The sequence below is a fragment of the bacterium genome (assembly GCA_016708025.1).
In the GTDB taxonomy this organism is placed as follows: Bacteria; Zixibacteria; MSB-5A5; order GN15; family FEB-12; genus FEB-12.
This window is the reverse complement of the sequence record JADJGQ010000001.1, coordinates 868,126-891,820: the sequence shown is the minus strand read 5'-3', so window position 1 is coordinate 891,820 and position 23,695 is coordinate 868,126. Positions and strand designations below refer to the sequence as shown.

20 protein-coding genes, 3 tRNA genes and 1 pseudogene are annotated in these 23,695 nt (G+C 54.4%); 13 read left to right on the top strand and 11 right to left on the bottom strand.

Annotation, left to right across the window (positions count from 1 at the left end; genetic code table 11):
- Positions 1 to 37: 37 nt before the first annotated feature.
- The 3 genes from IPH75_03930 (at position 38) to cysE (ending at position 3,102) form a co-directional block, all read left to right on the top strand.
- Positions 38 to 1,447: a PQQ-dependent sugar dehydrogenase gene (locus IPH75_03930; GenBank protein MBK7141213.1), complete on the top strand. Its 1,410-nt coding sequence runs from the start codon at positions 38 to 40 to the stop codon at positions 1,445 to 1,447.
- A gap of 139 nt (positions 1,448 to 1,586) precedes the next feature.
- Positions 1,587 to 2,519 carry a cysteine synthase A gene (gene cysK, locus IPH75_03925; GenBank protein MBK7141212.1) on the top strand — a complete coding sequence of 311 codons (933 nt, stop codon included), beginning with the start codon at positions 1,587 to 1,589 and terminating at the stop codon, positions 2,517 to 2,519.
- A gap of 19 nt (positions 2,520 to 2,538) precedes the next feature.
- Positions 2,539 to 3,102 (top strand): serine O-acetyltransferase, encoded by a 564-nt coding sequence (cysE, locus tag IPH75_03920; GenBank protein MBK7141211.1) that lies wholly within the window; start codon positions 2,539 to 2,541, stop codon positions 3,100 to 3,102.
- Between the two features lie 592 nt (positions 3,103 to 3,694).
- Here the strand turns inward: cysE and IPH75_03915 are convergent.
- From IPH75_03915 to IPH75_03905, 3 genes are all read right to left on the bottom strand, one after another.
- The gene (locus tag IPH75_03915; protein ID MBK7141210.1) at positions 3,695 to 4,120 is read right to left on the bottom strand and encodes an OsmC family protein; all 426 of its coding nucleotides are present in this window, start codon (positions 4,118 to 4,120) and stop codon (positions 3,695 to 3,697) included.
- Between the two features lie 182 nt (positions 4,121 to 4,302).
- Positions 4,303 to 4,378: transfer RNA gene (locus IPH75_03910), tRNA-Ala, on the bottom strand.
- Between the two features lie 54 nt (positions 4,379 to 4,432).
- Entirely contained in the window at positions 4,433 to 5,833 is a 1,401-nt protein-coding gene (locus IPH75_03905) for an MFS transporter (GenBank protein ID MBK7141209.1), read from the bottom strand.
- A 153-nt stretch (positions 5,834 to 5,986) separates the two neighbouring features.
- Here IPH75_03905 and IPH75_03900 point away from each other — a divergent pair, with 153 nt between their 5' ends.
- The 8 genes and pseudogenes from IPH75_03900 (at position 5,987) to IPH75_03865 (ending at position 13,128) form a co-directional block, all read left to right on the top strand.
- Entirely contained in the window at positions 5,987 to 6,562 is a 576-nt protein-coding gene (locus IPH75_03900; protein MBK7141208.1) for a sigma-70 family RNA polymerase sigma factor, read from the top strand.
- Positions 6,563 to 6,564: 2 nt separating this feature from the next.
- Positions 6,565 to 7,149, top strand: coding sequence for a zf-HC2 domain-containing protein (locus IPH75_03895; GenBank protein MBK7141207.1), 585 nt, complete (start codon positions 6,565 to 6,567; stop codon positions 7,147 to 7,149).
- Between the two features lie 27 nt (positions 7,150 to 7,176).
- Complete coding sequence (locus IPH75_03890) at positions 7,177 to 8,022, top strand: hypothetical protein (protein ID MBK7141206.1); 846 nt, start codon at positions 7,177 to 7,179, stop codon at positions 8,020 to 8,022.
- Between the two features lie 111 nt (positions 8,023 to 8,133).
- A pseudogene (locus IPH75_03885) lies at positions 8,134 to 9,318 on the top strand (phosphopentomutase).
- A 4-nt stretch (positions 9,319 to 9,322) separates the two neighbouring features.
- Entirely contained in the window at positions 9,323 to 10,003 is a 681-nt protein-coding gene (gene deoC, locus IPH75_03880; protein MBK7141205.1) for a deoxyribose-phosphate aldolase, read from the top strand.
- A gap of 76 nt (positions 10,004 to 10,079) precedes the next feature.
- A complete protein-coding gene (locus IPH75_03875; protein ID MBK7141204.1) occupies positions 10,080 to 10,277 on the top strand; it encodes a hypothetical protein in 198 nt (65 codons plus the stop codon).
- Positions 10,278 to 10,293: 16 nt separating this feature from the next.
- Positions 10,294 to 10,836, top strand: a complete 543-nt coding sequence (locus tag IPH75_03870) for an archaemetzincin family Zn-dependent metalloprotease (protein ID MBK7141203.1) — start codon at positions 10,294 to 10,296, stop codon at positions 10,834 to 10,836.
- Between the two features lie 15 nt (positions 10,837 to 10,851).
- A complete protein-coding gene (locus IPH75_03865; GenBank protein MBK7141202.1) occupies positions 10,852 to 13,128 on the top strand; it encodes a DEAD/DEAH box helicase in 2,277 nt (758 codons plus the stop codon).
- A gap of 854 nt (positions 13,129 to 13,982) precedes the next feature.
- Here the strand turns inward: IPH75_03865 and IPH75_03860 are convergent.
- From IPH75_03860 to IPH75_03845, 4 genes are all read right to left on the bottom strand, one after another.
- A tRNA-Thr gene (locus IPH75_03860) sits at positions 13,983 to 14,055 on the bottom strand.
- 232 nt (positions 14,056 to 14,287) lie between these two features.
- On the bottom strand, positions 14,288 to 14,929 hold the full coding sequence (lexA, locus tag IPH75_03855) for a transcriptional repressor LexA (GenBank protein MBK7141201.1): 642 nt from the start codon (positions 14,927 to 14,929) through the stop codon (positions 14,288 to 14,290).
- A 185-nt stretch (positions 14,930 to 15,114) separates the two neighbouring features.
- The gene (locus IPH75_03850; GenBank protein MBK7141200.1) at positions 15,115 to 15,435 is read right to left on the bottom strand and encodes a hypothetical protein; all 321 of its coding nucleotides are present in this window, start codon (positions 15,433 to 15,435) and stop codon (positions 15,115 to 15,117) included.
- Between the two features lie 78 nt (positions 15,436 to 15,513).
- Positions 15,514 to 16,005: a hypothetical protein gene (locus IPH75_03845; protein MBK7141199.1), complete on the bottom strand. Its 492-nt coding sequence runs from the start codon at positions 16,003 to 16,005 to the stop codon at positions 15,514 to 15,516.
- A gap of 637 nt (positions 16,006 to 16,642) precedes the next feature.
- Between IPH75_03845 and IPH75_03840 the strand changes: the two genes are divergently transcribed.
- Positions 16,643 to 17,497 carry a TonB family protein gene (locus IPH75_03840; protein ID MBK7141198.1) on the top strand — a complete coding sequence of 285 codons (855 nt, stop codon included), beginning with the start codon at positions 16,643 to 16,645 and terminating at the stop codon, positions 17,495 to 17,497.
- A gap of 58 nt (positions 17,498 to 17,555) precedes the next feature.
- Positions 17,556 to 17,849, top strand: a complete 294-nt coding sequence (locus IPH75_03835) for a hypothetical protein (GenBank protein MBK7141197.1) — start codon at positions 17,556 to 17,558, stop codon at positions 17,847 to 17,849.
- 332 nt (positions 17,850 to 18,181) lie between these two features.
- Here the strand turns inward: IPH75_03835 and IPH75_03830 are convergent, their stop codons facing one another.
- From IPH75_03830 to IPH75_03815, 4 genes are all read right to left on the bottom strand, one after another.
- Positions 18,182 to 19,558, bottom strand: coding sequence for an MATE family efflux transporter (locus tag IPH75_03830; GenBank protein MBK7141196.1), 1,377 nt, complete (start codon positions 19,556 to 19,558; stop codon positions 18,182 to 18,184).
- A 341-nt stretch (positions 19,559 to 19,899) separates the two neighbouring features.
- Positions 19,900 to 22,182, bottom strand: a complete 2,283-nt coding sequence (locus IPH75_03825; protein ID MBK7141195.1) for a sodium-translocating pyrophosphatase — start codon at positions 22,180 to 22,182, stop codon at positions 19,900 to 19,902.
- Between the two features lie 95 nt (positions 22,183 to 22,277).
- Positions 22,278 to 22,362: transfer RNA gene (locus IPH75_03820), tRNA-Tyr, on the bottom strand.
- A 114-nt stretch (positions 22,363 to 22,476) separates the two neighbouring features.
- Complete coding sequence (locus IPH75_03815) at positions 22,477 to 23,610, bottom strand: hypothetical protein (GenBank protein MBK7141194.1); 1,134 nt, start codon at positions 23,608 to 23,610, stop codon at positions 22,477 to 22,479.
- Between the last annotated feature and the right edge of the window lie 85 nt (positions 23,611 to 23,695).

Below are 23,695 nucleotides of genomic sequence, written 5' to 3'. Positions count from 1 at the left end.
ATCGGACGACAGACCGGGGAAGCGACTTATGACGACCATGCACACAAGCCGACGACTACTCCTGATACTGGCTGGCTTTCTAGCTTTGTTCACCCTGACTGAGGCGACCGAGGCAGCCACGCCGTTGACAACCACTCCGGTGGTCAGTGGTCTGAATCAGCCGCTCTTCCTGACGTATGCACCTGGTGACACTACACGGCTTTTTGTGATTGAGCGGGCCGGGTTGATCCGCCTGATAAAAAACGGTGTTCTCCAGTCGACCCCGTTCATGAACTGCAGTACGCTGGTTCGTCGCACTGGCGGCGAGCAGGGGTTGCTTGGGTTGGCGTTTCATCCAGATTACGCCACCAATCGCTATTTCTACCTTAACTATACTCGTGTGTCGGACGGCGCTACCGTCGTTGCACGATTTCAGCGGTCAGCCACCAGCCAGGATTCGGGTTTGGTCGCATCGCAGGATACTCTTTTCACCGTGGCACAGCCGTTCTCCAATCACAATGGCGGCATGATGGCATTTGGCCCGGATGGTTACCTCTACATTGGATTGGGCGATGGCGGCTCCGGCGGCGACCCCGGCAATCGCGCGCAAGACAGCACGAATTTGTTGGGGAAAATTCTGCGTATCGATGTCAACACTGTGAGCGGCTATACGATCCCGCCGAGTAATCCCTTTGTCGGACAGCCCGGATGGCGCGAAGAGATATGGGCGCTTGGTGTGCGCAATCCGTGGCGGTTTAGCTTTGACCGGACGACCGGCGATATGTATGTCGGCGATGTCGGCCAGGGGAATTGGGAAGAAGTGAATTTCGAAGGTGCATCCTCTTCGGGCGGTCTCAACTACGGCTGGCGACTGAAAGAAGGGGACCACTGCCATAACCCATCGACAGGATGCGAATCACTCACCGGGCTGACCGATCCGTTTACTGAATATTCCCACTCCGAAGGTTGCTCCGTCACCGGTGGATATGTCTATCGCGGATGCGCTATCCCCGATCTGACCGGCACATATTTCTATGGCGACTATTGCCAGGGGACGATCTGGAGCCTCAATTATGATGGCACAACCGTGACCAACTTCCAGGATCGTAGCACCGAACTTGATTTAGGTTCAATTCAGATCAGTTCATTCGGCGAAGACTGGAATGGCGAACTCTACATAGTCCATTACGGTGGTACTATCTACAAAATCGTCCCCGATGGGGTACCATCGGCATGTACATCCGGTCCCTGCTGTGTGGGCACGACCGGCAATGTCAATGTGGTCGGCGCAATCGACCTCTCTGACCTGTCGCTCCTCATTTCGTATCTGACCGTGACTCCCCGTCCGGCTCTCCCCTGCCCGGAAGAGGCGAATATCAATGGGCTGGGGACAATTGACCTGACCGATCTTAGCACGTTGATAGCCTTTCTGTTGACCGGGTCCGGTACTTTCCCGAGCTGTCCCTGAGGGGACACCTATCTAATTCATTCAAGCAGTCGATATAGAGCATGGCAGTCCTGCCGGCTCTTGCTTTGTCCAGTTTGCGGGAACATTGCAATCTGGACCTTGGTTGTAGCGTATCTTACATAACATTTTGGAGGATGTGATGAGATTCGACAGCATTATCGGGGCGATCGGACGGACCCCCCTCGTTCGCTTGAACCGCATTCCATACCCCGGCTCTGCGACTGTGTATGCCAAGATGGAGAGCCACAATCCCGGCGGATCAGTCAAGGACCGTATCGGGATTTCCATGATTGACGCAGCCGAACGGGACGGTAGCCTGAAGCCAGGCATGACGATCATTGAGCCAACCTCCGGAAATACCGGCATTGCCCTCGCGATGGTGGCGGCTGCCAAAGGATACAAGTGCATTATTACGATGCCTGACTCAATGTCAATAGAGCGCCGCGCGGTGATGCGTCACTTTGGCGCCGAGTTGGTGCTCACGCCTGCGGCGGAAGGGATCAAAGGGTCGATCAAAAAGGCCGAAGAGATTCTCGCACTCGGCAATGGCTTTATGCCGATGCAATTCAATAACAAGTCCAATCCGGCGATTCATGCTTCGACCACCGGGCCGGAGATAATCGAAGATCTCGGCAATATCCATCTTGATGCTTTTGTGGTTGGAGTCGGGACTGGCGGGACAATTTCCGGCGCAGGTGCAGTGCTGAGGAAGAAATATGGTGCAAAGATCATAGCGGTTGAACCACAGGCCTCCCCAGTGCTGTCCGGCGGGACACATACGCCGCACCCAATTCAGGGGATCGGCGCTGGATTCATCGCGGACAACTATGATAAAGACGTGGTTGATGAAATTGTCCAGGTGCCGACCGATGATGCTTTCGAAACTGCCAGATCGCTTGCCCGCAAGGAAGGAATTCTGGCAGGGACATCGTCAGGAGCGATTGTCTGGGCCGCTCTGCAGGTGGCAAAACGACTTGGGCCGGGGAAAACGGTGGTGACATTTGTCTGCGACACCGGCGAACGGTATCTCTCCACCAAGTTGTTTGAGGAGTCAAATCCGCCGGCCAATTAGCCGATACAGGAAATATCTTATGATAGCGATAGTCGAAGATATACGGGCGATCTTCCGCAATGATCCGGCGGCGAAGAATATCGAGTTCCTCCTCTACCCCGGGTTTCACGCGATCACGGCGCATCGGTTTATCCATCTGCTCTACAAGCTGCATCTGCCGTTCATTCCGCGGTTGTTGTCGCAACTGGTGCGGTTTCTGACCGGGCTGGAGATACACCCGGGGGCGACGATCGGTAAAGGCTTTTTTGTCGACCACGGGATGGGAGTGGTGATCGGTGAAACGACCATCATTGGCGAAAACTGCCAGCTCTTTCATAATGTCACGCTCGGCGGGACAGGGAAACATATCGGAAAACGTCACCCGACGCTTGGCAACAACGTGACTATCGGGACCGGCGCCATTTTGCTTGGGCCGATCCATGTCGGGAATGATGTCAAGATCGGCGCAAACAGTTTTGTGGTAATGCGCGATGTACCATCGAATACAACGGTGGCGGGGACACCGGCGAGGATAATCAAACGCCACGACAGGTTCGTGGATGAAGAGCTACCGAAAACGGTAGAGCGAATTGAGGCGGCTTAGGCCGCCTTTTTCTTGTATGGCATTTCTCAATTTGGTGGTACAGCAACAGTGACCGGTGCTAGTCGGGAGGGGGATACCAGGCTGGAATCATCATGTTGTTGTGTGGAAGTGGTTTGATGTTTTGGGAGGAGTGATCGATTTCCGTCTGCAAAAGAGAAAGGCATCTGACCACACTTCTCCGCTCTATTAATGGGGGTGGGTCCGGGAGTAGTGAGTGTTGTAATACGGGGGGGCGACATTATTCGGGTCTCGACTTCGCTCGACCCGACGGTCCCAAGGACCGTAATTTCTGAAAACAAGCATCACCGACTTTCCTGTCGCATCGAGCGAAGACGAGATGCGAATCTGAATTGATTCTTTGCGCGGCAGACGTCCCCGTTTGCCCGTTTCCAGATTGAAAGGCCTGTAGGTCAGGCCCACTTCCGCCGAAGGCGGATGAGCGAAGCGAACGCGCCTGACGTTGTGCGAGACAACTTGAAGAGATGTCAGGCTCGCGATGACGTTCTTTGAACTGATAGTGTACTCTACGACAACACATACAAAAAAAGCCCCGCTCAGGCGGGGCTTTTCATCACATCACAATATCTAATGACTACGCTTCCAGCTTGGCGTCGAGCGTGATCTTTGTGTTCAGCAGCTTCGAGATCGGGCAGCCGGCCTTCGCGTTGTTCGCCGCCGTCATGAATTTCGCATGGTCCGCGCCGGGGATCTTGGCGGTCAGGTCGAGATGAATCTCGGTGATGCCAAAACCGGAATCGGTCTTTTCCAGGGTGACAGTGGCGGTGGTCCGGATCGACTCAGCGGTCATACCGGCCTCGCCCAGTTGGCCGGAGAGGGCCATCGAAAAACAGCCGGCATGCGCCGCGCCAATCAGTTCTTCGGGGTTAGTGCCGATCCCGGACTCAAAGCGCGAGCCGAATGAGTATTGAGTTTCTTTGAGGACGCCGCTTTGTGTTGAGACAGTCCCTTTTCCATCCTTGAGGCCGCCATTCCAGACCGCCGAACCAGTTCGTTTCATTGTTTCTCCATGAGTATGCTTAGGGTTTGAATAAGTCGTTGATACAATTTCGGCCCAGGCAGAGCGGAGGGGAATGGCGGTCGCTTCGCTCGCGGGAAACGTCTCCGCCAGGGGGAAGCACGCATCGGGAGGGCGGACGCGGGGTCCCTCAACAAAAACCCCGCCGAAGCGAGGTTCAAATTTGGTGGAGCCAGGGAGGATCGAACTCCCGACCTCTTGAATGCCATTCAAGCGCTCTCCCAGCTGAGCTATGGCCCCGTCTTTATAAGAGCCCCAAGTATATAGCCGGGGTAAGTTCTTGTCAATACCCCTTTATGCGGAGGTCCGATTTCCCCGGAAGAGGCAGAAAATCGTCCCAAAAAGGCATAAAACGATCCCAACATAGATGACCGGACGGTAACTGAGGAGAAATATCGCTTCTTCGGACCCCGCCCCGGCATTAACCCGCTGGAGATAGGTGAAAAGCGAGGTCGAAAGCGCGATTCCGACCGACATCCCGATATTCCGGTTGGTTGCCAGTATCCCGGAGGCGACCGCCCGCTGGCGCTCGGAGACAGCCCCCATCATGGCGGATGAATTAGGGGTGCCGAAAAAGCCTATCCCCACCCCGATCACCATGATCGCCGAGACAATGTACAGCGTGGTGGAATCCGGCTCCAACCCGGTAAGCAAATAAAGGCCAACACAGGTGATCAGCATCCCGGCCGTGGTCAGCAAGCGGAAGCCGATCTTGTCGGAAAGTTTCCCTGCCAGCGGCGAGAGAATGAACATCAGGATCGGCAGGATAATGAGGAACATGCCGACCTCTTTCGGCTCAAAGCCGCGGATATTCTCGAGATAAAACGGAATCAAAACAAAGATACCCGAGGTCCCGGTAAAATGAGCCGAGGCCGAGGCGAGTGAATACGTAAATGTCTTGTTCTGCTTAAACAGATCCAGGCCGATCAGCGCGGTTGCCGGATTTGACTCTGACTTGAGCCAGAACAGAAACGCCACTACCGACACGATGGCCAATCCCCAGACGGTGATATCCGTGACCGGATGTTCCTTCAGTTGCGTCAGCATGAATACGCCGGTGACCAGGCTGAGTGAGATCGCAACCGCACCCGGAAAATGCAGTTTCCGCGTGGATTCATGCGGCGGGAGGATCTTGAAATAGCGATAAACCAGCGACAGGCCGAAGAGGCCGATCGGGATATTAATCAGAAATATCCAGTGCCAGGAAAGATAGGTCAGCAGGAGTCCGCCGATCGGGGCGCCAAACATAAAGCCGCCGGCCACCATCATGACATGCAAACCCAGCCCTTTCCCCCGTTCATTTGGCGGAAAGACCTGGGCCACCATGCCGGGGCCGATGGCCGCGAACATGGCGGTGCCAACCGCCTGAACGACCCGGGCAAAAATCAGCATCTCAATCGAGTTACTGAGGGCACATAACACGGACCCAATCAGAAAGAAATAATAGCCAAACTTATAAGAGTAGCTATACCCTTTGACCTCGGTCCAGGCGCCAAAGATCATCATCAGGGAGATAAGGGTGAGCGAATAGGCGAGGACAGTCCAGGCGACCGTGCCGACATCGGTCTGGAAATCGGAGGTAATGGTGGGGAGGGCGACGTTTAATATTGAACCATCAAACGTGGCCATGAATGTCCCCACTGCCCCGACAGTGAAGAACTTCCATTTGTTGGCCTGGACGACATTTTCCTGCATAGATTTACCGTGCTAAGTCCTTGTACAAAAAACAATTGACAAAGACAGGCGGTAAGCATACCGTTTGGGTGATGGTTCGTCAATCGGTTTTTCTTTCCTTGCACAATTCAGGCAGGAAATCGTCTGTAAAAGCGAGGGTACGGCTCTCACGATATGAATAAGTCTGTACCCGAACTGGTGGAGAGTTTTGTCAAAGGCGACGAGTTGGCCTTTGCGGAACTGGTGAAGCGATACCAGAAGAATATCTACTATCTGGCCTATCGGCTCCTGGGAAACCATCTGGATGCCGACGACGTAGTGCAAGAGACCTTCGTGAGGGTCTACCGTCGCCAGAAAGAGATAGCGAATGTCAACAGCTTCACCTCGTTCTTGACCCGGATCGCGACGAATTACGCGATCGACCTGCTTCGGAAGAAGCGCGGTCGGGGGACGGTGTCGGATGACCTGACAGCGTTGCCGGGTGAGATGCAGATCGATCTGGCGCGCCGGGTCCGGACGCCGGAAGAACTGCTCAGGGACAAGGTGGTAATGGAGGAGATACAGAAGGCACTTGATCGACTCCCCCCGCGCCAACGGATCACCGTGGTGCTGCATGATGTCGAAGGATACACCAAAGCTGAAGTAGCGGGGATTCTCGAGTGTCCAGAGGCGACCGTGCGGTCGAACCTCCATATCGCCAGGACGAAGCTGAAAAAGATCTTGAAGAAACGGCTGAGCGCAAAGGAGTAAAAATGACGTGCCACCAAGCCGTGCCGCTTCTGGATGACTATCTGGATGGGGAGCTTTCTCCGCAACAGGTGGCTGATCTGGAGCGCCATCTGGCAGATTGTCCAGCCTGCACATCCGAACTGGAATCGGGAAAGAAACTTCGCGACCTGCTGAAGCAGACCCGCGATGCATCCACTCCCCCCGAGCCCGGCGCCGACTACTGGAGTGAGTCGGAAGCGCTGATCTATGCCCGGACGGTTGAGTCATCCCGGTCTGCGGAGTTGGAGCGGACGACCATCACCTCAATTACTCACAATCGTCCGACCGGGGCCCTGGTCCGTTCGATGATGCTCTTTGCGGCGTCGTTTGTGCTGATGATCGGGGCGATCTATCTCGGGTCAAAGCGCCAGGAGCTGTCCGGGGTGACGATTCATAGCGAGACTCCGGTATTGCTCGCCGGCTCAATCAACCAGACTTTTGGCTCGGACAAGGGATTAGTCCTGACCAAAGAGGAGAAAAATTCTCTCGTCCGTAGCATGTTTGCCCTTGGAGCGCCGGGCCCTGTCGGCCGATATACTACAATGGACGACATGCTTGGCTCCTATTAGGGGCGGCTCATTTCGATTCAAGGATTGATGATGAAACAGTGTATAACCGCCATATCGCTTTTCATGGGTTTGCTTGTTCTGGTCTCCGGGTGCGAGACGTCCGAAAAGCAAGTCACCCTTCGCCTGAACTTCCAGTCAGGAACTGCCTTCGAATATGACCAGAGTGCCGTCCGGCGCTGGCAGGTTATGGAGGGAGATTCGACGCTGGAAGAGGCAAACTCAACCGTCTCCATGAAGATCCTGCAAGTGGTCCGTCGGACGCTTGAAGATTCCACTGCCGAGATCCTCGAGCAGACCTCCTGGGATATTGTTGGTCCGAGCAAAGAAGACAAGTCCAAGATCGATACGCTGCACGACAAGCGTGAGATGATCATCTATATGTCGAGCCGCGGCAAAGTGGTGGACCTTGAGTTCATCACGCCACTTGATTCCGCCGAGCGGCAATATATCCGTGAATATTACGACCAGGGGTTCATGATCTTCCCTACTGAACCGGTACACAAAGGTTCGGCCTGGACCCAGACTGCCGACGTTGTTCTTCCCGATACATCCGCAGTCGCCGCCACCACCTTTACTGTGCTTGATTTCGGTACGGAGCAGGGGTACGAAGTTATCCGTATTGGATATGACGGCAATCTGCTGATACCGTTCGTACAGGATCCGACCGATTCGTTACAGAGGTCCGGGATCGACCGTATTCGGATCAAAGGAACGGTCAATTTCGCTCACAATGAGGGATTGGTCGTTAATATGAGTGAGCGATGGGAGATCGATGGCGACCGTCGTGGCCTGAAAGAAGGCGTGATGAAGGAACGCAAAGTCCTCGCGGATATCGATATGAATTACGAGCTGGTGGCGGTGAATTCGAAATAGCACTGCGCGTCCAGAAAGATATATTAGGCGCATTCCGATGGATGCGCCTTTTGTTTGTCTGGTCGCGAAGAAATTGATTGCGCGAAGAGTACTCAGACCTACATTTCCTCCATGCAAATCGAACGAGTCGTGATCATTGTTGCCGATGCCTGCGGGGTGGGTGAGTTACCGGATGCGGCCGCCTATGGAGACAGCGGGGCATCCACTATTCCAAATGTCGCGACATCGGTCGGCGGCCTGAATCTCCCGACATTGCAGAACATGGGGCTTGGGAATATCGTGCCGATCGCAGGTGTGGCCCACGGTACAGTCGCCATCAGGGTCATACGGCAAGATGGCTGAGAGATCGCCGGGAAAAGACTCGACGACCGGACACTGGGAGATGGCAGGAATAATCCTTGATGCCCCCTTCCCTGTTTTTCCTGACGGCTTTCCGAGAGATCTGGTCGAGAAATTCGAGCGGTTGGCCGGAGTGAAGACGATCGGCAACATTGCGGCAAGTGGGACAGAGATCATTGAGCAACTAGGCGAAGAGCATGTCAGGACCGGCGCCGTTATTCTCTATACCTCGGCGGATTCCGTATTTCAGTTGGCGGCGCATGAAGAGATCATTCCAGTACCTGAGTTGTATCGGATCTGCGAGATTGCGCGCAAGATGTTGACTGGAAAATACGATGTCGGCAGGGTGATCGCGCGCCCATTTATCGGGAAGCCGGGATCGTTCGAGCGAACATCGCGCCGGAAGGATTTCTCGCGCCTCCCTCTCTCCCCCACAATGCTGGATATTCTAACGATAGTGGCAAGCCGGTACTGGCGGTTGGCAAGATATACGATCTGTTTGCCGGTCAGGGGGTGAACAAGGCGATCAAGACTGCGGATAATCGTGAGGTGATGCAGGCTACACTAAAGGCAGTTTCCAACGATACCGAGCACAAGCTCATCTTCGCGAATTGCGTCGATTTTGACCAACTCTGGGGGCATAGAAACGACGAAGTCAATTTCGCCCGGGCGCTGGAGGAATTCGATACTGACCTTGGGAATTTCCTCCCTCATCTCAAACCGACCGATCTGTTGGTGATAACAGCGGATCATGGGTGTGATCCGACGCAAAAGCACTCGACCGATCATACGCGAGAGTATGTGCCATTGATAGTCTACGGTGCGGGAATCAAGGCGGGTGTCAATCTGGGTACGCGAGATTCGTTTGCGGACCTTGGAGCGACAATCTGCGATATCCTTCAGGTAACCAGACCATCGGCCGGTGTCTCTTTCCGGAATGCGCTGGAGCGGAGTTAAGCGGATGGTACTCGACTCTATCTTGCGTGAGTTGAATCGGCGCATCGAACAGGCGGCACTCCATTCAGAGGTTACAGAGGAAGGGATCGAACGCCTGTGCGCTGAAGCGATCGAATATGATCTGTATGCGGTGGTGGTCAATCCGGCGTGGGTGGCGAATGCATCCAAGCGGCTAATGGACAGCCGGGTCAGACTGGTATCGGTGGTCGGGTTTCCGCTTGGGGCAAATCGAACCGATATCAAGGTCGCTGAGGCGGTCGAAGCGGTTCTGGATGGCGCACACGAGATCGACATGGTCGCAAATATCGGCTGGCTGGTGGCAAATCGATTTGCGGAGGTTGAGGCGGAGATTCGGAAGGTTCGCCGTCAGATCCCCGCAGATATCGTACTCAAAGTGATCATTGAGGCAGGTAAACTGTCCGATCAACAGCAGAGCGAAGCTACCAAGGCAGTAGTACTCGGCGGGGCGCAATTCGTGAAGACTTCGACTGGATTTTTCGGCGGAGCGACAGTCGATCAGGTAAACCGGCTGGTCGCAAGTTCGGCGGGACAGATCGAGGTGAAGGCCTCGGGTGGGATCAAGACGGTCGCCGATTGTGAGAAATTGCTGGCCGCCGGCGCGACGCGCCTGGGGACCTCCTCCGGACCAGCCATACTTCGAGAACTCAAGCAGTTATCTCAATAGTCTGAGCCTCGCCGAAGGTGATATTCGGCTCCCCAATTACCCTTTTGTTTGCATCCACAACGGCGTATATTTGGGTGTGGAGACGCCCGAGAATAACGAGGGACGCAAGCGACCATTTGTCGGCATTCATTTTCGATGCTGCAAGGTCTACGCGCGGATCTATCTGAACAACTCCGGGACTGCATTTGTCGGGTGGTGTCCCAAATGTGCTCGCAAGGCGGAGATAAAGGTATCCTCGACCGGTTCGAGCACCCCCTTCTTTACGACTGACTGACAGGAGCCATTACCGCGTGTCATTGTTGAAATCAAAGATCGTTGTTGTCCCTATGGGGGATGTCGACTTCATGATGGTCAACAAGCTGGCCTCCAATCTGGGGCCGGTCTTCAGTCGTTCGGTTGACATTCTCAAGGGGATGAAGATGCCCTCGGAGGCATACAATGTCATCCGCAATCAATACTACGCCCAGGTGATTCTCGCCAAATTGGAGCGAACCAAAGCAAACAGCCGCGAAAAGGTGCTGGCCATCTGCGAAGAGGACCTCTACCTGCCGGATGAGAACTATATCATGGGATATGTCGACAAGCTCTCCGGGACAGCGGTGCTTTCGCTCTATCGAATACGCCAGGAGTTTTACGGCCTCCCGGAAGACGAAAGCAAAGTTTACCCCCGCCTGTTCAAGGAAGCAGTCCACCGCCTGGCGCATCTGTTTGAACTGACCGAGTGCCGCAATCCGAAGTGCGTCAATTATTACAGCCAGGTGATGCTGGATATCGACAACAAAAGCGACAAATTCTGCGATATCTGTAAACGGAATCTGACCAGCGTCGTGTGACGATCAGAAGAGTACATGAACTTAGAACAGATCATCGACCTGCTGCGGAATGACACCGAGGTCAGCGACAATATTAGCCATTGGAAATCGTTCAGCCCCAAGCCGGCAGTGTATGCTGATTTTCCGACCGAACTGAATGACCGACTGGTAGCGACCCTGAAGGCGCGGAATATCCGACAATTGTATTCGCATCAGGCGGATGCGGTCAGAGCGGTGATCGGGGGCGAAGATGTTGTCGTGGTTACGCCGACCGCCTCGGGGAAAACACTCTGCTACAATCTTCCGGTGCTCAATGAGATCATGCGGGAGCCGAATTCCCGCGCGCTCTACCTCTTCCCGACCAAAGCACTCTCGCAGGACCAGCTTTCCGAGTTGTATGAGCTGATCCAGAAGCTTGATGTTGATATCAAGACCTACACTTTCGATGGTGACACGCCACAGACGGCGCGTCGGCTGATCCGTTCTGCCGGGCATATCGTCGTGACCAATCCGGATATGCTGCATGCCGGCATTCTCCCCCACCATACCAAGTGGATCAAGTTGTTTGAGAATCTCAAGTATGTGGTGATCGATGAGATCCATAATTATCGGGGGATATTCGGGTCGCATCTGGCGAATGTCATCAAACGGCTGAAACGGATTTGCGCCTTCTACGGGTCGAATCCGCAGTTCATCTGCTGTTCGGCGACTATCGCCAACCCGGCTGAATTGACCGCGCGGATAATTGGACGTCGCCCGACTCTGATAGACAACAATGGCGCGCCAACTGGCGAAAAGCACTTCCTTATCTACAATCCACCGGTGGTGAACAAGCAGTTAGGTATCAGGCGGTCATCCATAAACGAGGCTGCGCGGTTGGCCGCACTGTTCCTTCGCAATAAAGTCCAGACGATCGTTTTCGCGCATTACCGGCTCTATGTCGAGGTGTTGTTAACCTATTTACAGCGCGAACTGAAGGGGGATTTCGGCAAAGGGATCAATATCGCCGGGTATCGGGGTGGGTACCTTCCGAACGAACGTCGGCAGATAGAATCCGGGCTTCGGGCCGGCACAATAACGGGAGTTGTCTCTACTAATGCGCTGGAGTTGGGGGTTGATATTGGCTCGCTCGATGTCTCGATAATTGTCGGCTACCCTGGTTCGATAGCCTCCCTCTGGCAACAGGCGGGGCGCGCGGGGCGACGCTCCGGTACCTCCGTCACTGTCATGATCGCCAATTCGAGCGCAATTAACCAATTCCTTTGCTCGGAGCCGAAATACATTTTCGACAAAACGCCGGAGTCGGGCATCATTGACCCGGACAATCTGATAATCAGGACCAGCCACCTCAAATGCGCGGCGTTTGAATTGCCGTTTGGCGTGGAAGAATACGGCGATGACGCGGACACCCGTCAGATCCTTGAATATCTGGCGGACCAGAATATCCTCCGCAAATCGAACGACCGGTACCACTGGTCATCGGAGATATATCCGGCCGAGGGAGTCTCCCTCAGGTCAGCTTCGCCGGATAATTTTGTGATCCTGAATGAATCGGATAATGCGCGGGTGATCGGCGAGGTTGACTATTTCTCTGCTCCGGTCTTCCTGCATCCTGAGGCAATCTATCTTCACTCCGCCAACCAGTACCAGGTGACCAATCTGGATTGGGATGGGAAAAAGGCGTATGTGAAGGAGGTTCAGGTCGACTACTACACCGATGCCGAGACCAAAACCGACCTGAAAGTGTTGGCGGTCAATCAGGAGAAAGAGATCGGCGAGGCGCGGCTCCACGCCGGAGAGGTGGCGGTCACCTGCACCACTGTCCTCTTTAAAAAGATCAAGTTCCAGACGCATGAGAATATCGGCTCCGGCAATCTGGTGATGCCGGAACTTGAAATGCATACCAATTCATTCTGGTACTCCTTCCCGGAGGATATCGCCGAGAAGCTCGGTATCAAGCTGGACCAGTTTGGCGGGTCATTGCGAGGATTGGCGAATATGCTGGGGAAGATTGCGCCATTGTGGGTGATGTGTGATGCCCGGGACCTTCGCTCCATCTCGCAGGTGAAGGCGCCATTCACGGAACGCCCGACTGTCTATATTTATGAGAATATCCCGGGTGGGGTGGGGTTGGCTGAGAAGCTGTATAGTGAATCGGAACGTCTGTTTGATGCCTGCCGCGACCATATTAATCGGTGCGAATGTTATTCCGGCTGTCCGACTTGTGTTGGCCCGCCGATGGAAGTCGGCGACGGCGGCAAGGCGGGGACGGTGAAGTTGCTGGAGTATATGCTGGCGCTGATGCCGGTGTGATGGGGGCAAATCCTCCTTATTGGCTCAACCCGACAACGTAGCACGCAATTCGTTCAGCTCTACTCCAAATGCCTCTTGTTCCCCGCGCGGCCCCGCTGCTTTGCGGCGGGGGATTCGGCTGTGTAGAGTAATGTATTTGCGCCAAACCACAAATAACGTAGGACGGAAGTTTCGCCCCCGATTAAATGAACACTTGCAAAACAACTCAAGTCATTACCAGGATGTCACCAGAAAACAATCGGCGGGGGAAACCCGGGAGTCCCTTCCAAGTCCCTTATAACCGAATCGAGCGCCGACTTGCCTATTACTGGTGGATGACCAAGCAGAAATTCGACTGCGCTCCTCATGTGATAGCGCACCTCTTCGGCAGTTGGAGTCCTCATTCGCCCATCAGCATTCAACGAGGGATGAGAGGATAAATTGCGCGCGTCAAAAATTGCCAGGAGCTTGTCTAATTCTGTTTGATCGAAAAAGTGCAGTACCACAGACAGCCCCCGAATTAGCTCCGGCTCTGCTCGAAAGTCTCTGTTTTTGACTCCCGCTACAAAACCGTTCAATAAAACTGTGGCACCCGCATCTTTATAGAATTCGGAAAGATAGCGGACCTTATTATAAGCGTCGAAAACTACTGCGTTCCACACGGCATTTGTGGATGCTCTGTAGGCGCCCGATTGGTAGCTGAGAATCGCCTCCAAACACCTTGCGTGATTCAATATCGTGTACTGCGTTGGACAATTCTTCTATGTCGACGATACCCTTTCCGAACATCGGACAGTCTCCTTCCCCTTCAGGCAAAGCGATGTCAACCATGCTGGGATTACAGAATTCCCCGCAACCCCGCTAGCAGAACAAAGAGCCGCAGAGCGGAATCGAACCGCTGACCTGCTGATTACGAATCAGCTGCTCTACCAGCTGAGCTACTGCGGCCTGCAGACAACAAACCGGCGGCTGGCGCCGCCGTGGAAATCCCAATGTATAGCCTCACCCCGTAATGTCAACTGGAATTGTATCGGTAAGATAGACAAGAAGTTGAGTCAGGCGTCGCCTTCGCTGACAAGCACCCCTCGACTCCGCTCGGGGCGACGAACCGGTGAGTTGTTCTTTATAGCTAAATCCCGTCGGGTCGAGCGAAGACGAGACCAGACCACCAAGCTCGACATTACCCCATCCTGCGGACCAGGCCGACGACTTTCCCTTCAATCCGGAATTCACCTGAACGCTTGCTCACCACAATCGGCTCGAAAGCGTCGTTCTCCGGCATCAACAGGATCTTGTCCCCCTCGGGTTGGTAGCGCTTGACCGTAGCCTCGTTATTGATCCGGGCGACAATGATATCCCCGCGCTGTGCCACCGCCTGCTTTTTCACCAGCACAATGTCACCATCGAGTATCCCGGCGTTTTTCATCGAGTCACCATTCACGCGGAGCGCAAACGACTCCCCTTTCGGGACAAACGAGAGATCAAACGCGAGGTCTTTCTCGATATTCTCGATAGCATCGATCGGCGAACCGGCGGCGACCCGTCCGACCAGAGGCATCCGGCCGATCTGGTTGGCGATCGGACGGGAGAGCTCCAGCCCGCGCGAGATGAACTGTTGTTTTTTGACATACCCCTTCTTGATCAGAGCGGTCAGATGAGTGCGGACGCCATTGGTCGACGTGATCCCGAAACGCAAGCCGATCTCGCGGATAGTCGGGGCGTGGCCGCGGTCGGTGATCTCCCCCTCAATGTAATCGAATATCTGACGCTGCTTGGCGGTCAGTGGTAGTTTCACCAGTTGCTCCAGTTGTTGCCATTGCATTGCACGGTATACCTTACTGCCCATTTGTACAGTTGTCAATAGAATAGGTCGGCAGGTTCGGGCAAATGTGATACTGGTGGGCGCGTTTCAAGGGACTGAGTCGGGCAGACGGGGACGTCTGCCGCGCAACAAACAAAAGGCCGCCCAGATGGGCGGCCTTCCCTGAGGATTATCTGAACGGACTACTACTTCTTCGTTTCTGCCTTGGGAGCAGTGGTAGTTCCCGCCGGTTTGCACTTCGACATGTCGCACTGACCCGGTTTGCACTTGGCCGGATCGCACTTCTTGGTGTCGCATGCTTTCTTGCAGTCGGCTTTTTTGGTGCAGTCAGTCTTGCCGGCGCACGCAGTGTCGCATTTCGCCTTGCCTGCCGTATCGTTCGATTTGCAGACCTTAGCGCAAGCAGCGTCACCCTTGGCGCACTTTTCGCCGGCAATCACGGTGCCGGAGCCAACCATAAGGAGGAAGGCGATCGCCATGACAATGAGAATCGAATATTTCTTCATGAGAAATCTCCTACTATTGTGATTTGAACTACGTCTGTCTTCGGAATGGATCATGCGGAAACATGATCCGGGTGGAGATCAGATCAGAAGGACAGTCGAGGCAATAGAAGGATGTATCCCCCAGGGTCTGATAGACAGTTCGATGGTATGAGGCCGGGAAACGACAACCATGCTTTCTGCGGCATAAATGGCGATAGGGTCCAGCGACGGTGCCGGCCCGGCAGCTTTGTGCGGAATGTCGGCCCAGAGTGGATGAACCAGGCGACAGCAGTTCTTGCGCTCATCTGGATTGGGACAGGCAAGGTCACCATCGGGGAACGCTTCGGCAGTTGAGCAGGTCGGCTTGGGTACGCTCTTTTCGGCGCCGCAGGCCGAAGAGCAACATCCGGTCGGTTCATCGACCGGTTTTGCAGTCTTGGGACATCCGATCGGGCCGGTGCTGCAGGTCATGGGAGCGGTTGTCGGGCGGAATTCGCAGTCTGACGCGGCCAATATCCAGAGATCGGTCCGGTTTTGCACCGCGGCCGAGAGAATGGCGATCAGACAGAGAATGCTTGAAATTCGAATCAAAGGAAACAGCTCCAAACCTGAATAGTTGTACAGCCTGTGCCACCCGGAGTTCCTGGCAGAGACCAAGACACACGAGTTTGACTGCTCAAAATCAATATACGGCTTTTTTGCGGACGTGCAAGGCGAGATAAGACCATTGGCTCCATCATCATTCGATCGTGGCGCCGGGAAGTCAGTTAAACAATCTCTTGAAGGGTTATGAATTCGTGGTTGCGAATCAAGCTGTTGACGTTGCTCAATGATGATCGGCGAGAGATCGGGCAGTGAAACTTCGTGATGGTGGAGAGAGCGATTGCAGCGAAGTGGTGGAGTGCGGAAAGTCGTGAATAAAAAACCCACCGACGGCGGTGGGTCCAAAGAATCGAATTGCTTCGACCTTATTTCTTCTTCGCCGGTTTGGCTTTCTTGGTCGCCGTTTTCTTCTTCGCGGCTTTCTTCTTTGCTGCCATGGGTAAAACTCCCTGCTTTAAGTGTTGCTTTTTTGGACACTATTGTCCAAGGGCTATCGTAACAGATGCTCAAAGTTTTGTCAAATAAAAATTTGTAAAAAGTCAATCTCTTTTGCAAATTTGTCGGGTCACATCCGATCAACAGACATGATGATGATCGACCAATGATTCAACCGGAGGGATTCTTTATGTCATCACACGCTAAGTTATCCACATCGTCGCGAGTTCTGACCGCGCTTACACTGCTGCTCACCGTATCATTCGCGCTCGCGATTCTCCCTTCAACCTCCGACGCCAAGCGACCAAAGAAAGAATCAACTTCTCCAAAGACAGGACCAGCCGTCGAAGATTCCTCGGCTCTTTACGACACAACCGTGCCACCACTGGATGAATTTGTTTCTGTCGAGGTCGAGCCAGAGATGTTCCACATCGAGCCACCGGTCTATCCAATGGAACTGAAGAATCAGTCTGTCATAGAAATGGTCTGGGTCAGAGCCGGTGTTGATATGAAGGGTGTCGTTCGTGATGCCAAAGTTGCCAGAAGTTCCGGGAATCAGGCTCTTGACGATGCCGCACTCGCCGCAGCTCGAAAATGCAGTTTCAAGCCGGCGATTCAGAATGGCAAGCCCGTCGCGGCTTGGGTGAATTGCCTGATGAATTTCGAGGGTAAGCAATACTCCGGCGGCAAAGAGAGTACCTTTTCCACACAGCTCAAAGGTGAATTAGACACGACCTTGCCCGGCCCAAATGATCACATCCCAACCGACTCAATGCCTGATATGATCTACAATGCTCAGCCATACTACCCCCGCCTCGCCAGGACGGCTGGCTTAATGGGGACCGTCTGGATAAGGGCCCTGGTCGATAAGACGGGGAAAGTTCGTGCCGTTGCGGTTCTGAAGAGCTCCGGCAGTATGTCGCTGGATGCGTCGGCGATGGATGCTGGTTGGGAAAACAGATTTATCCCGGCCAAGAAGGACGGTCAGCCAGTTGCGGTCTGGATCACCTATAAAGTCGATTTCACACTAACGGAAGGGCGATGATATTGTGAATGCTGCCCCCTTCTCCAGGACTGTGCTAACCGCGGGCATCTTGCTGTCCATGTCCGGCTGTAAGTCTGAGCCAAGCTCCGACGCAGCTGCACCAGTTGATTCCGTCGCTCAAAACGTTGCTCTTCCAGCGCCTGACAGCGGATCACTTCTAGTCGCGGTGCCGGATTCGACTTCCTCTCCCCAACCTTCCAGAATCCCGCGCGCCAAGCCGGATACGGGGTCGATCGGGGCGGTGGCGATGCCAAACGCGGGGATCGATAGTCTGGAGATCTCTTTGCAGCAAGCGATCGATCAGTTGGATTCGATGTTGATTCCAGCGGAGAAGCCGGCTGGAAAGAAGTGACGATGGCGATGTTGGGCCAAGATCGGGCAGACGGGGACGTCTGCCGCGCAAACACTGGATGGTGATCTCCAATCCTCTTTCCCCAAAAAAAAGACCCGCCGAGCTTGGCGGGTCTCTCATTCACTCTTCCCGGTCTATTTCTTCTTGGCCGGTTTGGCTTTTTTCGTGGTCTTGGTCGTCTTGGCTGGCGCCTTCTTTCCACAGCACGGCATGATGATACTCCCGGTTTGATGTTGCTTTAGCGGACACTATCGTCCGGGAATAACGTAGGCTGTTTTGTCGATTCTGTCAAGAAAATCAGAAAGGCAGACTGCTGGATTCAGGCGAAAATGCTACACCTTCACCTTCAGCCAGGTCCCCTTCTGGTAGTAGGTGAAATACGCGAAGAAGCTCAGCACCGAAGCGACGTTTAATATCCACCAGACGGTCAGTTCTCCCCCGCCGAAAAATTGTGTCGCGATAAGTACCGGGATCACCTGGAATCCCCAGGAGTGGATGATATTGATAACCATGTTCGGCGTATTATGTCCCACTCCGCCAAAGATCGATTCGGTCATCAGCCATCCTCCCAGGAAGGGGAACCCGAAAGAGAATATCTTAAGCAGCATCGTCCCATGCGCGACCGTATCTTCGTGCGAGAAGAAGATCTGCATGATCGGCTCGGCCAGAAAGAAGACGACGATCCCGATAAGGGTCATCCAGACTACCCCCATCCCGATCGCTTTGTCGGCGGTCTTTTTGGCGCGCTCATGTTTGCCGGATCCAACATTGTGGCCGATCAGCGATGACAGCCCGAGACCGATCCCGACCAGTGACATGATCCCAAACGAGGTCACCTGCATACCGACTCCATACGCCGCCACGACTGCGGTTCCAAAGCCGGCGATCATCGGGGTAATGAGCAGACGCGACAGGGAGAACGACATATCCCCTATCCAGGCCGGGATGCCGATCTTTATCAGGATCCACATCGAATCAAGCGACATCCGCTCCTTCCCCTTCATATGCAATCGGACATTGGTCCAGGGGCCGAAAAAGATGATAACGCCAAGGCTGAAGATGATCGTGAAGGTAATGACTGAGGCGATCGCCGCACCGCGCATCCCCATCGCCGGAAGACCAAACCACCCAAACATGAGCAGCGGGTCGAGGACGATATTGAGGACGGTCATCCCGAACATGAGAGCCATCGCCTTGTGCGGGTTGGCAACGCCGCGCAATGCAGTGAAAATCGAATAGATAGAGTAGTTGATGGGAAGCCCAACCATGATGATCTGGCCGTATTGGACGCCCAGCTCAAGCGCCTCGCCGGTCGCGCCGAGCAGTTCGAGGAAACTCCGGATCATGAAAAAGCCGACAATTCCGAAAATGACGCCGAAAAAGAGCTTCAGGACGATCGTCTCTTTGATCGCCTTCTCCGCCTTCTCGTACTCTTTCTCGCCATAGCGACGCGAGATGATCGCAACCGAACCGGGACCGATCAGGTGGTTGAAGGCAAAGAGGAACCAGAGGAGATTATTAAAGAAAGTGATTCCGGCGACCGCGTTTTCGGCGGCGGGGAGCCGTGAGACCCAATACGTATTGATCAGGCCGTAGATATTCTGAGCAAGAAAGCCGAACATCGACGGCAGCCCCATCTTGAGGATAGACCCAAGGATGGAGCCCTCGGTATAGTCAGTCTTTTCCGACGCGACTGTTGGGTCAGCCATAAGCCGCAAGATAGGTAAATCGGGGAATCAAGCAAGGACTCTGCAGGAAAATATGAGGCGGGATGAGCGGAAACGGACGGTGGGAGGTTTTGCAGACCGTCAGGTCTCGCGCTCCCGATTGAGATGTGAGTTCAGCAAGTGAGAAGTCTGAGGAGCGCTAGGACCTGACGAAACGTTTCTGTTGTTCGGGCAGGTCCTGCCTCGCAGCCAATAGGCTAAAATTATCCGACTGGCACCGATAGCCGAGAATCGCTGCGAGGTGTGACCTGCCCGCCAGTCTCTCCCCCAAAAGAAAAGGCCCTGGATTGCGCCAGGGCCTGAACATTCGAATGCCGTTTCGACTAGATAAACAGCGGTGCAAGCACCAGCGTGATGGTCGAAAGCAGTTTGATCAACACGTGCAGTGACGGACCAGCCGTATCCTTAAAAGGATCGCCGACCGTGTCACCAACAACCGCGGCACCATGCACAGGGTTCTTTGCCTTGGTACCATCGGGCAAGGTGATATACTTGCCGCCATGGGCGCCAGTCTCGATATACTTCTTGGCGTTGTCCCAGGCTCCGCCGGCATTGTTGAGGAACAGCGCCGTCAGAATGCCGCCGATCGTGCCAACCATCAGGAAAGCGGCGACGGACTCAGCCGAGATCAATTCATCGCCAGGGCCGATGAAGAGCTTGAAAGTCAGCCCAACGACAACCGGAGCGAGAACTACCAGCAGACCGGGAAGGACCATCTGACGAAGCGCGGCCTTGGTAACGATATCAACCGAGGTTCCATAGTCCGGCTTGAAGTCGGCCGGGAACTGGATGATGTCGTTTACGCGAGGGAGTTTGGCATATTGACGGCGAACTTCGTTGATGATCGCCTGCGCCGCCGAACCGACCGCACGAATGCAGAGGGCGGAGAACAGGAAAACGAGCATACAGCCGAGGAGCGCGCCGACAAATACCACCGGCTTGGCGAGGTTAACCGTGAACTCGACCGGGAGTCCATCGGCACCGATCTGACCGTACAGTCCGGCGTAGTGCAGGACCTCGTCCATATACGCCTGGAAAAGCAGGAATGCGGCAAGACCGGCAGAACCGATCGCATACCCTTTGGTCAGTGCCTTGGTAGTGTTTCCGACAGAATCAAGTCTGTCCGTGCGGACGCGAATCTCTTCGGGCTGCTTGGACATTTCGACAATACCACCGGCATTATCGGTGATCGGGCCGAACGTATCCATTGCCAGGATGTACGCGGCGGTTGCGAGCATACCCATCGTGGCGACGGCGGTTCCGAAGAGACCACCGTTGATGGCGCCTACAGCACCTTCAACATGTGGAAATGCCGATTTGCCGAGATAGTAAGAGATCAGAAGCGCGCCGGACATGGTCAGCACCGGAAGGGCGGTGCATTCAAAACCGACGGCCACACCAGCGATGATGTTGGTGGCGGGGCCGGTCTTGGAGGCTTCGGCGATCTCTTTCACCGGGCGATATTTGTATTCAGTGTAATACTGGGTGATATAGACGAAGAGAATTGACGTGATAACACCCACCAGACCGCAGAGGAAGAAATGCCACCAGGCATCCGGGGCACCCTCCGCATCGAGCAGCCAATAGGTGCAGAAGCCAAAACCGATCATGGCGAGCACGGCGGCGATGAAGTAGCCACGGTTGAGCGCGGTCATCGGATCTTCCTGCTCATTCTTTAGCTTCACGGAATAGATACCAATGATCGAGGCTATAATACCAAAGGCGCGGGCGACCAGCGGGAACATCATCACACCGATGACACCGGCTGAGAAGTTCATACCGGACTTTTCGGCGGCATGAGCGAGAGTCGCGCCAAGGATCATTGCGCCGATATTTTCGGCGGCGGTTGATTCAAAAAGGTCAGCTCCACGACCGGCACAGTCACCGACGTTATCACCGACGAGATCGGCGATCACGGCAGGGTTGCGCGGATCATCCTCAGGAATACCAGCCTCTACCTTACCAACGAGGTCAGCGCCGACATCGGCAGCCTTGGTATAAATACCACCACCGACCTGGGCGAAAAGGGCGACGAACGACGCGCCGAAACCGTAGCCGACGATCAGGAGCGGGATCTGAACTTTGGGAACATCGGTGAAAAACGTCACACAGGCATAAAGACCGGCGACGCCAAGCAGCGACATGGCGACTACCAGCAGACCGGAGACCGCGCCACCACGGAGAGAGACGCGAAGTGCGTCATTCAACGAGGTGAGGGCGGCGGCGGCGGTGCGGATATTCGAACGAATCGACACCCACATCCCGACATAACCTGCGATGACCGAGCAGACCGCGCCAAACACGAAAGACAGGGTTACCCAGAAGGCGAGTTGCATCGCCGACGGGACCGGGTCAAAGTCATGATGACCGCGAATGACGCCATAGCCGATGAAGAGGCCAACCGCAACGAGTAACGCCAGCATGACGATCGTGCGGTTCTGGCGGCGCATGAAAGATTCCGCCCCCTCTTTAATAGCGTTTGAGATTTCCTGCATAGCCGGTGTGCCGGTCCCTCGCGAGAGTACCCAGCGGGCCAACATCCATGCAGCAACCAGACCCAGGACGCTGATTCCAAGAATCAGGACCAGTAGTTGGGATTCACCCATTCACAACTCCTTTCCTACCTTCATATAATGATGCCGTGAGCTGATGTCGAGAAACGTCAAAAGAGCACTAATTTCTTAGTGCTCAGTGACTTATATGGTGGTGGGGGAAGGATTCGAACCTTCGAAGGCATCGCCGGCAGATTTACAGTCTGCTCCCTTTAACCACTCGGGAACCCCACCTCGTTATGCTACATAAGTGCTGGACTGCCTATGGCTTGCCAGCAGAGGCAGGAAAATATACCCGTGGCGCAGAAAAATCAACCGAAATGTATGCGATTGGCCGATTTTCGGAAATTAGACGTTAACTTCTTCCACTTCAGACGCTTTTCCACTCGGTTGGAGCAGATTGCCGACTAAAGGAAATGCGGCGCGAAGGTCCTCCGACAGTCCGGACAGCTCCGGATCAGCCTGAGTCGCCATCCGTTTCCGCCAGATATCAGCCGCAACTACGCCAAAAATCGTAGACAGAGCAGTTACCAGTGCAATTGTCACCAACAGCAGGCCGCGTTTCGGACTAGCCTTCTCGACCGGGAGTGAGGGTTCATCCAGCACTCGCATGATCGGGACATCCTTCATGGCATCCAGCTTGGCGATCTCGTATTCCTGAGTCAGATAGAGGTATTTCTTATTTTGGATCTCTACCTCACGCTGCAAACGCGCAATTGTCTTGAGCAGATCTGGGCTGGAGCCCTCGAGCCAGTTTCGGTTGGAGGCCTGGTAGGACTCGAGTGAATCCTCGGCGGCTGCCATCTCAATTCTGGTCTTCTCGATCTGTTTCCCCAGATACTGGGCGTTGTCTCGCGCGGCAGAACGGCGGGCGAAAAGATTAAATGACTCCAGTTCGCTTAGGTAGGAGTTGAGCACCTGACGCGACAGATCAGGGTACTTGGTTTCAACCGCGATATCGATCACACCGGTCTTTTTATCAAGAGCGATGTAGGTGATATCATCGATCTCCCCGCGCAGTTTGTCCGGGTTCTCCTGGTCGAAATACTGCGACAGCAAAAGGGTCATGGGGCGATTGTTGTGGGAGAAATGATATCGCTTGGAGAGGACGCTGTCCTGAATTGACCGCGAGCGAAGAATCTCCGGAAATAGCTCGGAGGAGTTTTCGTCACTGAGTGACATGGCGCCAAACCCGGCCAATCGTTTCAGATCGGCCATTTTATCCTGCGCGCCAGAAGGGAGCAGGGATGCCTCTGACTGGTATTTGTTGGGAACCAGCAGTAGAACGCCGGTAGCCAGAATACAGACAGCCACAGTCACAACGACCACAAATCTGCGGCGATTGAGAATGAGTCTGATCAACTCAATGGCGCTGTAGGTCGGTGGAAGTTTGCCGGCTGACTGATGCGACCCCCCATTGACAATCGCATCCATCGATGTTGTGTGCTGGTCAGATTCGGTAAAAGTAATTCGCTTGCTCATAACTCCTCGTATGTATCCACTGAGAGGATGTCAAATTGCATGCCAAAACGAGCCCGGATCAGGTCCGATATTGCGTTGTTATACT